Below are 11,704 nucleotides of genomic sequence, written 5' to 3'. Positions count from 1 at the left end.
CTATAGACGCGCCAACCACACTGCGCAAAAACCGCTGCCCCACTCAGCTCACTGCGCAGCACCAAACAGCCAGCTCAGCCCACATATCCGCCGGGGCCGTACACGCGACTCCGCGTAAACCTCGCCCACGGAACAGATCTACCGCCCAGTACAGCTGAGCAATGCCAGGCCACAACCAAGATCAATAAACAAACAAGTCAGCTACGCCACATCTGCCACACCTACACCGCCGCGGGCGTCCAGCTCGTCCTCATCGACGAAATCCACCGCCTCAACCCCCGCACCACCACCGGCGCCCAAACCGCCGACCTCATCAAAGACCTCACCGAGCGCCTAGCCGCCACCTTCGTCTACGCAGGCATCAACGTCACCGACACCCCCCTGTTCAGCGGCACCCGCGGCGCCCAACTCGCCGGCCGCGCCACTCTCATCACCTGCGGCCCCCTCCCCGCCCGCCACGGCACCCGCCAGCCCTTCCGCGACGTCATCACCGACATCGAAAGCGCCCTCGACCTCCAGCAGCACAAATCCGGAACCCTCCCGGCCCACGCCGCCTACCTCCACCAACGCACCGCCGGCCCCATCGGATCCCTCACCCGACTCATCCGCCAAGCGGCCATCACCGCCATCACCGCCATCACCGCCATCACCGACGGCACCGAACGCATCACCAAAACCACCCTCGACGCCGTACAACTCGACCACCTCGCCGAACAACACAGACGCCCCACCCGCAACCGCTAACCCCACCCACCGAACAACCAAAACAACGCTGACCAGCAAAAACACCAACCGAGTCTTTACACGCTAGAACTGCCTACAACCCACCCCAGCCTCACTCCACACACACCACATAACCCCAGCTCAAACCCCCACCCACCCCGCCCCAACCACCCACCCGACTTCTCAGCGAACCCACAACACCCCAGGCCAACAAACACTCGGCCCACCAACAAACCCCCCTCCGAGCGTTACGTCCTCACTGCCGAACCTGCCGGCGCTGATGACGAGGTCGTCCAGGTCCGGCAGGGTGTCACCGCTCTGGATCGCCTCGATGAGCTGGTCGTAGAGCGGGTCGGCGGGGGATGCCTCGGCATCGGCCAAGCGCGGCTGCAGAACGAGAGCGCCAGCGAGGGGGCTCGACTGGAACATCCGCAGCTCGGCCCTGTCCCCGCTGGGCAGCGTCTTGGGGAACTTGGCGCGTATATGTTTGGCCGCCTCGGGGCCGAGGGCGGTGGCGGCGACGAGCTCGCCGAGCGGGTCGTCCTTGAACTGCTTGACGAGCGCGGTGCGAGCCTGGCCGGTAGGGGGCTGAATCGGCTGCAGGCGATCCAGGAGCCCGTACGGGTCGTCGGCGGGTGGCGGGCTGAAGATCTGTGCCATCGAGGTCCTGCCAGCCGGCTCCGCAGCAAGGGCGGCGGGGGCGGCAGCGGGTACGGGAGTACGCGGCTGCGGCCCCAGGCCTGGATGGCAGGCAGGAGTCCGACAAGAACGACACGATGCCGGAGGCGGTCGGTCGTCTGTTCCCGCTCGAAGCACCGCGCACCCGTTCCGGATGCCGGTCTGGCAGCGGAAACGGCTTCACACGCCGGCCGTGACCGAGGCGTGGGAGAGCGTGCGGAACTACCCGGGCGGGCAGTCGCATAACTATTGAAACCGCCAGAAAGGACCACCCGAACCTCTGTTCGGGATTTGCCCGGAAAAGTACCCCTGTTGTCTCGTCGCGACCTCGGCCGACCGCGTAAGGGCCGGGACCCCGGAGCCGGGTATACGGCGAGGCGCAGCGGCTGCCCACAGAGGGACCTGACACCGGACCGCTCGCGCCTCATCATCGAAGTCGACGGGGCGTCTCGGAGCGGCCGGTCGTGCGGGCTCCGGGGCGGCCTGGGGGCGGGAGCGGCAGCCGTCGGGGGCGCGGCCGACCTGGCGGGCCACGGTCTGAATCTCGCTGCTCGTGTAGGCAGTGCGCATGCCGGAGGGTGTCATGCCGCCGACCCGGGCGAGGAGTTCGAGCTTGTAGGGGCGGTCTCCGCGGAACTCCCGTCCGTAGGCAAGAAGGTGGCGGATCTCGCGGTCGCCTCGCGGGCGGCGCGGGCGTTGCCGAGGTCGGGCGGCGAATTCGAAGCCCTGCTTACCGAGCTCGATCCCGAGTTGTACGAACAGGCCGGAAAGGAGCACGGCCGGAGCAAGCCCCGCGTCGGTGCCCACTTCGCAGCCCACCACTCCAACCCACCAACCCCGGTCACCGACCTCTACCGACGGATCCGGGAACATCTTGATCCCGAAGTCGGCAGACACTGACCGGTCGCCTGTCATGGCAGGAGTCGCAAGCCGGGCAGCGTGAACGTCTGGAGCAGCACCGCGTCACGCATCATGAGCGCGGGAGGCGCCATAGCTCAGTACGCGCACGAGCCTGGTCCGCGGGGATCTCACGGACCAGGTGGTAGAGGTCCTCGAAGTACTCCTGCCAGCGGTTCGGATCCGGCATGGCGTTCCCCGCCCGCTTGGCTCGCTCCGCCTCCACCAGCGGCCGCATCCCTTCCCACACCGAGACCACCGACCCGCCCAGGTACCCGGAGACAGGCTCGATGTCCACCACACCGTGCGCAACCAGAGCGCCCAGGTTGTCGTAGAACCAGGCCAGCTCACGCACCAACTCCCGCTCGGCTTCCGGCACCCCGTCCAGCCCCGCCGACAGATCACACCCCGGCAGCCGCTCATGCACGAACTGCCGAGCACCGGCCAGACGGACACTGCGATGCTCACGGAAGAGATCCACCAGCACCGGCAGCGTGTTGGCATGCTGCGCCAACCTCAACTGCCGCAAACGACGCCCACCCGGACACCCCCAGCGCCACCACCGACACTATCAACGCCGCAACACCCACCACGCCCCCAACACCGGCCGGCACACGTTCTCGCCTTCGCCCAGCAGGTTCTCAGGCTCGGGCCAGACGGTCAGGCGGAAGAGCAAATCGATTGGCAGGGTTGCGGTAGGGGTAGCAGCCGCCACTGATGCCGGTGTCATCGGGGCTGGTAGTCCAGCGTGCGGGGCCGGGCTGGCCCTGCCCCGCCTCGAGCAGAGCGGGCATCGGTGCGACTCGTCCTACCATCGTTCGGGCGGCCAGCGCGGCGGTCCGGATGTCCGTCATGTCTGCTCACCCGCCTGTGCTGCGGCCTCCTGTTTTTCCCGCTTCCGGCGTTCACGACGGTTGAAGAAGTAGAAGATCGGCAGGACGAAGGGCTTCAGAAGTGCAAAGGCAATGCCCGAGGCACGCTCCTTGGCTGTCTCTCGCCTCCATGCCTTCAGATCCTCGTCGAGGGCAGGGGAGTCCTTGATGAGAGCCTTTCGGGCGGCCCGTGACTGCCGTTCGACGAGCTGGCGATTCAGCGCGGCCACGAGTTGCGTGTTGTGACGTTCGCGAGCAGCCTTGTGGAAGCGGCGCACGGTCGCAGGAGGTGCGTGGTCTGCGAGCGCGAAAAGCAGGTTTCCGGTCCAGTCGCTGCTGTGGATCTTGCCGGAGGAGACCATACCTGCGGAACGGTAGAGCTCCAGAGGGTCTGCGAAGCGCGCAATCGCGGTCATCATGCGCTGCTGGTCAAACATCCGCCGGGAGGTGTTGAACTGGTACCAGATTGCTCGCGCTGTGGTGAGTGGTTCGGTCTGGCTCAGGTGCTCGATCGCTGCTTCTGCCGTCTGGTCCTCGTCCTGGTCCCGCCACTGAGCCACCTGTTCGACGAAGCGTTCTGCGATCACGTTCAACACTGCAGCCTGCGGAGGTGCCTGCTCCCAGCGGGCAAGCTCCGCTGCGGTTTCGGCTGCTGCCCGCGACATCATGGCCGCCTCGCTGCTCTGCAGGCGCAGGAGCGCTTCGGCCTGTGCAACCTGATCCTGGAGTTCATCGATACGTCGCTGTGCGGCATCACGCTGCGCCTGGAGGACGGCGATCTGTTCCTCGGTCCGGGAGGACAGATCCTTCAGCTCCTCCTCGGCCTGGCGGCGCAACTGGCGCTCGGCCTCCAACTCACCATTGAGGGCGGTCAGTTGCTCAGCCGTGCGCTGGCGCTCCTGCTCGATCGCTTCGGCCGCGTCGGCAAGTTTGTGTTCCCGCACTTTTAGCGCGGCTCCGCTCGCGCGGGCTGCTTCGTACATCAGCCTGCGCGTCAAAGACACTTCCCGCGGTTCGACCTGGGTGCCCTCTTCTTCGGCCAGGACCTGATGAAACCGCGCCGCCAACGCATGGCGGGGGACCTCGCGCCCGTTGAGGAACTTCGACAGGCGCGTCTTGTCCACACTCATGCCGTCGCTGCTCAGCCGCTCCGCCACCTCGTACGAGGGCAGTCCCATTCGGGCGTGCAGCTCGCGCAGGCGTTGTGCGCATCGCTGCACCTCGACGGGAAGGTTCTCATCGAGCTCGGCAAGTCCACGCCGCTGCGGGAGCCTCTCCCCCACGACCGTCACTCCCCTCGTGTTGCAGCCCAGGAAACGTGCGCCGGCCTGCGGAAATGTGCAAATGCGACCTGCCGCAACCATGCGTGCCACCGGTGTGATCGGACCATATCCAACCGGCACAACCCATGGAGCGGAAATGACCCCTCAGCCCCTTCACCACCGCCACCGGACCGTCCACGAACAGCAGTTGCGCACCTCGCTGCGGCCTCCGCACGCGAACGGCACCCGCGATCAGACGGAGCCTGCCAAGTGAGCATCCATGCTCTCGTGCTCCTCATGATCGCCCTGGCCATAGGCATGCTCTTCGCCTTGCTCGCGGGAAGCATCGCGTTCGGCGTCGCACGCTGGGGAGGCGCCCCCGTCCCGGAATCGATCAACCGCGGGAGCTTCGTGGCCTTCAGCATTATGACGCTGTTCGTCGCCCTCCTGGGAGCCCTCCTGCCCCTGCTCGCGTGACCGGTACCCGGACACACGCAGGGCCTCGGCTGCAACCCCTCGAAATACACACGGGCGGGCTGCACAGTCCTTTGTGCAGCCCGCCGCTCAGCCGGATGCGATGACCGTCGTCATGGCAGTGAGCTACCCGTACACGTACCACTTCCTGACCACCGTCAGGGGGAGTGTCAATTTAACGGCTGATCTTGGTTGTTAATGTCAGTTGTTGCTCGGGGTGAGGCGGCCTTCGAAGGCGATCTGGAGCGCATTCAAGGGTGCCTTCCAGCGTATGGTCCACCCTCTTGCGGCCCTTCCCGGTCGGGTCCAGGCTCATCAGCGCCATGTAGATGCACTTGAGGGCGGCGGCCTCGTTGGGGAAGTGCCCGCGGGCCCGGACGGCCCTGCGGATGCGGGCGTTGACGCTCTCGATCGCGTTCGTGCTGCAGATGACCTTGCGCATCTTGATGTCGAAGGAGAGGAAGGGCACGAACTCGGCCCAGGCGTCCGACCACAGCTTCACGATCGCCGGATACTTTCGGCCCCATGCCTCCTGGAACTCGAGGAACCGCTCCGTCGCCGCGTCCTCGCTGGGCGCGGTGTAGACGGGCTTGAGAGCTTTGGCGACCTTGTCCCAGTCCTGACGGGCCGCATATCGGAACGAGTTCCGCAGCAGGTGAACCACACACGTCTGGACGATCGTGCGAGGCCAGACGGTCTCCACCGCCTCGGGAAGGCCCTTCAGCCCGTCGCAGACCAGCATCAGCACGTCGTCCAGGCCGCGGTTCTTCAGCTCGGTGAACACGTGCAGCCAGTACTTGGCGCCCTCTCCGCCGTCGCCGGCCCAGATGCCGAGGATGTCGCGGGTCCCGTCCACCGTCACCGCCATCACGACAAAGACCGGACGGTTCGCGACCTGCCCGTCCCTGATCTTGACGTTGATGGCATCCACGAACAAAACGGGGTAAACACGGTCGAGGGGACGGTTCTGCCACTCGGCCATGCCCTCCATCACCATGTCGGTAATGGTGGAGATGGTCTGCTTGGACACCTCGGCCCCGTAGACCTCGGCCAGGTGAGCGGCGATCTCGCCGTGCGTGAGCCCCTGTCGCGGACAACGACAGCGCCATCTCGTCGACCCCGGTCAGCCGCCGCTGCCGCTTCCTGACGATCTGCGGCTCGAACGTGCCCGCAGTGTCACGAGGCACCTTGACCTCGACCGGCCCGACGTCGGTCAGCACGGTCTTGGCCCGGCCCCCGTTGCGGGAGTTGCCGCTGCCCCGGCCGGCCGCATCGTGCTTCTCATAGCCGAGGTGATCGGCGATCTCGCCTTCCAGCGCAGACTCCAGGACCCGCTTGGTCAGCTGCTGCAGCAGCCCGCCCTGCCCGGTCAGCTGCAGTCCCTTCGACCGGGCCCGTTCCACCAGCATCGCGACCAGCTGCTCGTCCGACACGGGGACGGACGGCCCGGACTGGGCACTCTCGACAGGTTCCACGGCCTCCAACTCCACGGCGGCATCAGTCACTTGACGTCTCTCCCGTGATCGTCGGATCCGCCGTTAGATTTACACTCCCGATACGCCGTATCTGCCTATCGGCAGGAACGGGCCGATCAACTCCCACTCAGCGTCCGTGAGTTCTCTACGCGCCATCCCAGACCTCTACCAGCCCATATCCTTGGCCACCTCTTCCTGGGCTGCGGCGATCTCTGGCGCGGTGGAATCCGTGATGTCCACATCGCATGCCCACTCGAACCGCGACAGCAGGTCTGCCAGCGCCTGCTTCTGAGCCGGGTGCGTGATCGGTACAGCGTTCAGGTCGGTGCTCATCAGCCAGTCGAACAGCACGATGGCATCGGCGCGCCACAGCCGCACGTTGACAGTCGGCACGGATTCCCACGATTCATCGGCATTCATGAGGGCATCGTGCCAGGTGGCATCTCACCCGTTGAACACGACTTCAGACAGGCCCTAGAGCCTGTCGAGCCAGCGGCGTGCCGCCAGGCTCAGCGGTGCCTCGTCCGGATCGCCCATGTCGTCCATGGTGCCGTCCGTCAGATCCTCGGCCCACTCACGGAGGACCTGCGAACGATGCGGCGCCTTCAGCACCGAGGTGCTGATGGCGTGCTCCCACGTCGTGGCGAAGCACAGCACGTTCCCGTCGAGGGAAAGCATGCTGAACTCGGGGCGGTAGGGGGCACTGCCGAGCAGCCCGTCAGCACCCTTGCCCATGATGTCCCACTCGCTCTGCAGCTCGACGCAGTGCCACCGTGCGAGGCGGTCCTGGCCGGGGTGGAGCGCGATCAGGAACCTGCAGTCGGTCCCGGAGAAGAGTCCTCCTTCGACCGACAGCCGGTACCAGTCGGCGTTCGCCTTCTCGTGCAGCTGCGGATCGAGGAAGTCCAGCATGGCCTCGACGCGCCCGTCCTCAGACGGGACGCTCGGTGCCTGGCTGGTGACGGTGGGCGGAAGGAGCCCGTCGGGCGCGGTCCAGCCCTCCACGATGCGCAGACCGGCTACGGCGAGAGACTTCATGATCCCCATCATGCCGTCTCCGCCGATCAGCACACGGGGCAGGGCGGTGCTCGGCTCCGCGCCCGGGCCGACGCCCGTTATGGCAGACGCGGCCATGCGTTCCTCGATACCGCCACCGCAGCAACACGCGGTCATCCCCGTTATATACATGATCGTCCGGACAAGTCCTAGGGCTAGAGCGTGTCTCCTTGATCTGCTCGTCGGTTGATCGGATGTGTCTGTCCGGTGGGTGATCACTGATGCGATGTGGGACCGGATCGAGCCGTTGATGCCGGCCGATCCGGTTCGTGGTCGGCGATGGGCCGACCATCGTCGAACCCTGGAGGCCATCGTGTGGAAGTACCGCACCGGCTCACCCTGGCGGGACCTGCCTGCCGAGCTCGGCTCATTCCAGACCGCTCACAAACGGCTGCTCAGGTGGGCCGTGGACGGCACCTGGGAACGTATCCTCGCCGCGCTCCTGGCAGCGGCCGACGGTGCTGACGACATCGGCTGGAACGTGTCGTGGACTCCACCGTCTGCCGGGCTCACCAGCACGCCGCCGGAGCCAGGAGAAAGGGGCGCCACTTCGGGCTGAGCCCGATGACCGCTCGGACGTTCCCGCGGCGGCCTGGGCACGGAAGTCCATCTCGTCAGCGACGGCCATGCACAGCCCTTGGCCCTCCGCGTCTCCGCGGGACAGGCGGGCGACGCACCGGCCTTCGAGGTGGTCATGGCAGGCATCCGTGTTCCGCGAGGCGGACCGGGACGACCACGAACCCGGCCGGACGTCGTCCTGGCGGACCGCGCGTATTCATCCCGCGCGATCCGTGGGCATCTCCGGCGACGAGGTATTCGTGCCGTGATCCCGCAGCCCGCCGACCAGGTCGGTCACCGACTGCGGCGAGGTCGCGCCGGTGGTCGCCCGCCGGGCTTCGATGCCGAGGCATACAAGCAGCGCAACGCCGTCGAGCGATGCATCAATCGCCTCAAACAGTGGCGTGGTCTGGCCATGCGACCCGACAAGCTCGCCATCGCCTACCAGGCCGCACTGCACCTCGCTGCGATTCTCATGTGGACACGGTGCTGACCGAGGGGTAGAGCCTAGGACAGCGGCCGACCGCCAAGGTCCGTCCGCTTGACGCCGCGAGGCGAGAACGTCATCGGCCCAATCCAACCCTGGCGGACGAGGGCGACCTGAGAGGGCAACGGTGACACCGGGTCGAATGCCCTCCCACGCGCCCAGTTCTCGAACAGCCCCTCGGTCGTCTCGACTGCGGACACCACCATGGTCACCTTCAGGTCCCCGTCGCCCCAGGCGTTCCACAATGCCCAGCCCTCCGGCCTGGGTTCGACGCCGATCCGTGCGCACACCTCCTCGTATGCCTCCTCCACCCCGGCCGGCATGGCCCCGGGCTTCAACACCGAGGCCCCGACGAGGCGGACCAGCGGACGGTCCTCCTCCAGGCAGCCATCACCCGCGAAGTGGTAATGGCGCAGAGCCCGAGCAAGCACATTCACACTGCGCTGGAGCGGTGTGGCCTCATCAGGGTCCGCCAGGAATGAGAGCCATCCTTCGTTGGACGCCTCCACACTGACGCGGTGGGCGAGACGCTCGATCTCCCGGAGATAGTCCAGGTCACTGAGCTCGGGTGAGGTCATGGCCCGAAGTTTCGCACCATGCCGCCGACGCCGACACAGGTTATCGATCCGGCATACAGCACCCTGCGCACCACACTTCCAAGAGACAGGCTCTAGTACTGCAACGGTGTTTGTGCTGAGTGCTGGGCAGTTTTCAGGGGCTGTGTCCGCGTCGTTTGTAGTGGCTGATGCGGGCTTGGTATTGGCGTCGGCGGCGCCAGGTCGACCAGTGCAGGACGTGGCCGATCGGGGTGGGACGGCGGCCGGTGAGGCGGGTGATCAGCCGTCGGATCTCGGCGAGGCTGAGGTGGATGAGCTGGGAGGATCCGTTTCTGCTTTCTCCGTGTCCAGCTGGCGGGCCCGCAGGACGGTGAGGCATGCGTGGGCGGCCATCGCCAAGGTCATGTGGCGGTGCCAGCCGGGGTAGCGGCGGACCTGGTAGTCGCCCAGGCCGCACTCCTGCTTGGCGGTCTGGAAGCATTCCTCGACAGCCCAGCGGCTGCCCGCGATGCGTATGAGTTCGTCCAGTGTGGTGTTGGCCGGGCAGTAGGCGATGTAGTAGGAGATCTCCTCGGGTCGGCTGACGCTGCGGCGTGCGAGGACCCAGTGCCGGCGGTCTTGGCGGTGCCAGGGCCTGACCTCGACGCGGGCCCAGTCGTAGATCCGCCGACCGTGTGCCCCGTCGCCGCAGGAACGACGCTTCCACTTCTGCCGCGGCAGGCCAGGGAACAGGTCGTGGACGGGGTGGTCGAGTGCCCAGCGGGTGACGACGGTGTCGTGCCGGGTGGTGGCCATGACGTGGAAGACATCGGCCTGCTCGAGCTCGAAGCGCCAGCCCTTGCTGAAGCCGTAGGCGGCATCAGCTGTCACCCAGGCGAACGGGATCCGGTCCGCGATGGCCTTGTGGACCATCGCCTTGGCCATGGCCACCTTCGTCTCGAAGGCGACCTCGTCGCCGATGCCGCCCGACGACAGCGTTCCCGGTCGTCCGTCCACGACGTGGGCAGATACAGCCGCCGGTCGATCAGCGTGCGGCCGCGGCCGGTGGCGTAGGCGAGGAACACACCGATCTGGCAGTTCTCGGTCCGGCCGGCGGTTCCGGAGTACTGCCTTTGCACCCCGGCCGACCGCAGGCCCTTCTTCAGGAAGCCGGTGTCGTCGACGATCAGCACCGCTTCTCGGTCGCTAAGGTGTTCCACGACGTAGTCGCGTACGTCGTCCAGGACCTCGTCGGCGTCCCACTCGATCCGATTCAGCAACCGGTGGATGCGATCGGGACCCTCGTGCCCGGCTTCCTCCGCCAGCGTCCAGCCGTTCTTCCGCTCCAGCGGTGCGACCAGGCCTCGCATGTAAGCGAGCGCCGACTGGCGCGGCTCTTCCCGGTTGAACCGGTGCACGAACCGGTCATGCAGAGCGTCCAGTTCACCGGCCCACAGCCTGACATCAGCAAGGTCCCCACCCATGACCACACCAACGACAGAGCTGGCCAGCAGTCACGGCAAGCACCGTTGCAGTACTAGGGCCTGTCTGAAGTCGTGTTCAACGGGTGAGATGCCACCTGGCACGATGCCCTCATGAATGCCGATGAATCGTGGGAATCCGTGCCGACTGTCAACGTGCGGCTGTGGCGCGCCGATGCCATCGTGCTGTTCGACTGGCTGATGAGCACCGACCTGAACGCTGTACCGATCACGCACCCGGCTCAGAAGCAGGCGCTGGCAGACCTGCTGTCGCGGTTCGAGTGGGCATGCGATGTGGACATCACGGATTCCACCGCGCCAGAGATCGCCGCAGCCCAGGAAGAGGTGGCCAAGGACATGGGCTGGTAGACGTCTGGGATGGCGCGTAGAGAACTCACGGACGCTGAGTGCGAGTTGATCGGCCCGTTCCTGCCGATAGGCAGATACGGCCCGTATCCGGAGCATCTGCGGGAGCAGTTCGAGGGCGTGATCTGGAAGTTCCGCTCGGGTGCCCAGTGGCGTGAGATGCCGCCGGAGTTCGGGGTCTGGCAGACCGTTTACGACCGCTTCCTCCGATGGCGTGACGCGGGTGTCTTCCAGGTGCTGATGGAAGGAACGAAAGCCGCAGGCCGAAGGCGAACGGGGCACGTCCGACCCGGGTCGGGACGAACGGAGGCGCATCCGGCGGCGACGCCGGGCCCGCCTGAAGGCGGCCCTGCTGGGCCGTTCGCGTGGCGGCTTGACCACCAAGGTCCATCTCGCTGCCGATCCGCGCTGCCGCCCGCTCTCCTTCCTGCTGACTGAGGGGCAGGCCGCCGACAGTCCCCGGTTCGTCCCGGGCCTGAAGAAGATCAAGGTCCGGGGGCCGGTCGGTCGCCCACGCACCCGACCCGACGCGGTCGCCGGCGACAAGGCGTACTCCTCCCGCGCCAATCGCGCCTATCTGCGCAGACGGAACATCCAGGCTGTGATTCCGGAGAAGGCCGACCAGGCCGCGAACCGCAAGAAGAAGGGCCGTCAGGGCGGACGGCCCGTCGCTCACGACGCCGAGCTCTACAAAGGCCGCAACACCGTCGAACGTCTGATCAACAAGCTGAAGGCGTGGCGTGGAATCGCAACTCGCTACGACAAGACACCCCAGAGCTACCTCGCCGGCCTCCCTCTGCGAGGAGCGCTGATCTGGATGCGCAGCCTCCAATGATCAC

Annotated in this window: 10 protein-coding genes and 4 pseudogenes; 5 read left to right on the top strand and 9 right to left on the bottom strand. The window is 66.5% G+C overall.

Going from position 1 to position 11,704, the window contains the following annotated elements; all coding sequences use genetic code 11:
• Positions 1-333 precede the first annotated feature (333 nt).
• Together IGS69_RS35290 and IGS69_RS34240 are read right to left on the bottom strand one after the other, a co-directional pair.
• Positions 334-789 carry a hypothetical protein gene (locus tag IGS69_RS35290; protein WP_190895781.1) on the bottom strand — a complete coding sequence of 152 codons (456 nt, stop codon included), beginning with the start codon at positions 787-789 and terminating at the stop codon, positions 334-336.
• Positions 790-906: 117 nt separating this feature from the next.
• Positions 907-1,383 (bottom strand): hypothetical protein, encoded by a 477-nt coding sequence (locus IGS69_RS34240; RefSeq protein WP_190895783.1) that lies wholly within the window; start codon positions 1,381-1,383, stop codon positions 907-909.
• Positions 1,384-2,058: 675 nt separating this feature from the next.
• On the opposite strand from IGS69_RS34240, the gene IGS69_RS34925 reads away from it, so the two are divergent.
• Positions 2,059-2,301, top strand: coding sequence for a hypothetical protein (locus IGS69_RS34925; RefSeq protein WP_232543365.1), 243 nt, complete (start codon positions 2,059-2,061; stop codon positions 2,299-2,301).
• 70 nt (positions 2,302-2,371) lie between these two features.
• Here IGS69_RS34925 and IGS69_RS34235 read toward each other — a convergent pair whose 3' ends face one another.
• Positions 2,372-2,812, bottom strand: coding sequence for a DUF4760 domain-containing protein (locus IGS69_RS34235; RefSeq protein WP_190895785.1), 441 nt, complete (start codon positions 2,810-2,812; stop codon positions 2,372-2,374).
• Between the two features lie 336 nt (positions 2,813-3,148).
• The gene (locus IGS69_RS34230) at positions 3,149-4,543 is read right to left on the bottom strand and encodes a hypothetical protein (protein WP_190895786.1); all 1,395 of its coding nucleotides are present in this window, start codon (positions 4,541-4,543) and stop codon (positions 3,149-3,151) included.
• Between the two features lie 159 nt (positions 4,544-4,702).
• Here IGS69_RS34230 and IGS69_RS34225 point away from each other — a divergent pair, with 159 nt between their 5' ends.
• Positions 4,703-4,909 carry a hypothetical protein gene (locus tag IGS69_RS34225; protein WP_190895788.1) on the top strand — a complete coding sequence of 69 codons (207 nt, stop codon included), beginning with the start codon at positions 4,703-4,705 and terminating at the stop codon, positions 4,907-4,909.
• Positions 4,910-5,107: 198 nt separating this feature from the next.
• Here the strand turns inward: IGS69_RS34225 and IGS69_RS34220 are convergent.
• The 3 genes and pseudogenes from IGS69_RS34220 to IGS69_RS34210 all read right to left on the bottom strand — a co-directional run bounded on the left by IGS69_RS34220 (position 5,108) and on the right by IGS69_RS34210 (position 7,515).
• Positions 5,108-6,315, bottom strand: a pseudogene (locus IGS69_RS34220) (IS256 family transposase).
• 231 nt (positions 6,316-6,546) lie between these two features.
• The gene (locus IGS69_RS34215; RefSeq protein ID WP_190904303.1) at positions 6,547-6,801 is read right to left on the bottom strand and encodes a hypothetical protein; all 255 of its coding nucleotides are present in this window, start codon (positions 6,799-6,801) and stop codon (positions 6,547-6,549) included.
• Positions 6,802-6,855: 54 nt separating this feature from the next.
• Positions 6,856-7,515: a hypothetical protein gene (locus tag IGS69_RS34210; RefSeq protein WP_232543728.1), complete on the bottom strand. Its 660-nt coding sequence runs from the start codon at positions 7,513-7,515 to the stop codon at positions 6,856-6,858.
• A gap of 118 nt (positions 7,516-7,633) precedes the next feature.
• On the opposite strand from IGS69_RS34210, the pseudogene IGS69_RS34205 reads away from it, so the two are divergent.
• Positions 7,634-8,488: pseudogene (locus IGS69_RS34205) on the top strand (IS5 family transposase).
• Positions 8,489-8,502: 14 nt separating this feature from the next.
• Here IGS69_RS34205 and IGS69_RS34200 read toward each other — a convergent pair.
• Entirely contained in the window at positions 8,503-9,060 is a 558-nt protein-coding gene (locus tag IGS69_RS34200; protein ID WP_190904304.1) for a hypothetical protein, read from the bottom strand.
• Between the two features lie 258 nt (positions 9,061-9,318).
• Positions 9,319-10,502 (bottom strand): annotated as a pseudogene (locus tag IGS69_RS34195) (IS701 family transposase).
• A 111-nt stretch (positions 10,503-10,613) separates the two neighbouring features.
• Between IGS69_RS34195 and IGS69_RS34190 the strand changes: the two are divergent.
• Both IGS69_RS34190 and IGS69_RS34185 read left to right on the top strand, forming a co-directional pair.
• Positions 10,614-10,868 (top strand): hypothetical protein, encoded by a 255-nt coding sequence (locus IGS69_RS34190; protein ID WP_190904303.1) that lies wholly within the window; start codon positions 10,614-10,616, stop codon positions 10,866-10,868.
• Positions 10,869-10,877: 9 nt separating this feature from the next.
• Positions 10,878-11,700 (top strand): annotated as a pseudogene (locus IGS69_RS34185) (IS5 family transposase).
• Positions 11,701-11,704 lie beyond the last annotated feature (4 nt).

The organism is Streptomyces tuirus (assembly GCF_014701095.1).
GTDB lineage: Bacteria > Actinomycetota > Actinomycetes > Streptomycetales > Streptomycetaceae > Streptomyces > Streptomyces tuirus.
The sequence above is the reverse complement of the archived record's forward strand: the minus strand, read 5'-3'. Positions and strand labels throughout refer to the sequence as shown.

Coding starts and splice junctions, on each gene's coding strand:
- IGS69_RS34240 (WP_190895783.1), bottom strand. CDS start 1,383: ATGGCACAGATCTTCAGCCCGCCACCCGCCGACGACCCGTACGGGCTC.
- IGS69_RS34215 (WP_190904303.1), bottom strand. CDS start 6,801: ATGAATGCCGATGAATCGTGGGAATCCGTGCCGACTGTCAACGTGCGG.
- IGS69_RS34210 (WP_232543728.1), bottom strand. CDS start 7,515: ATGGCCGCGTCTGCCATAACGGGCGTCGGCCCGGGCGCGGAGCCGAGC.
- IGS69_RS34200 (WP_190904304.1), bottom strand. CDS start 9,060: ATGACCTCACCCGAGCTCAGTGACCTGGACTATCTCCGGGAGATCGAG.
- IGS69_RS34190 (WP_190904303.1), top strand. CDS start 10,614: ATGAATGCCGATGAATCGTGGGAATCCGTGCCGACTGTCAACGTGCGG.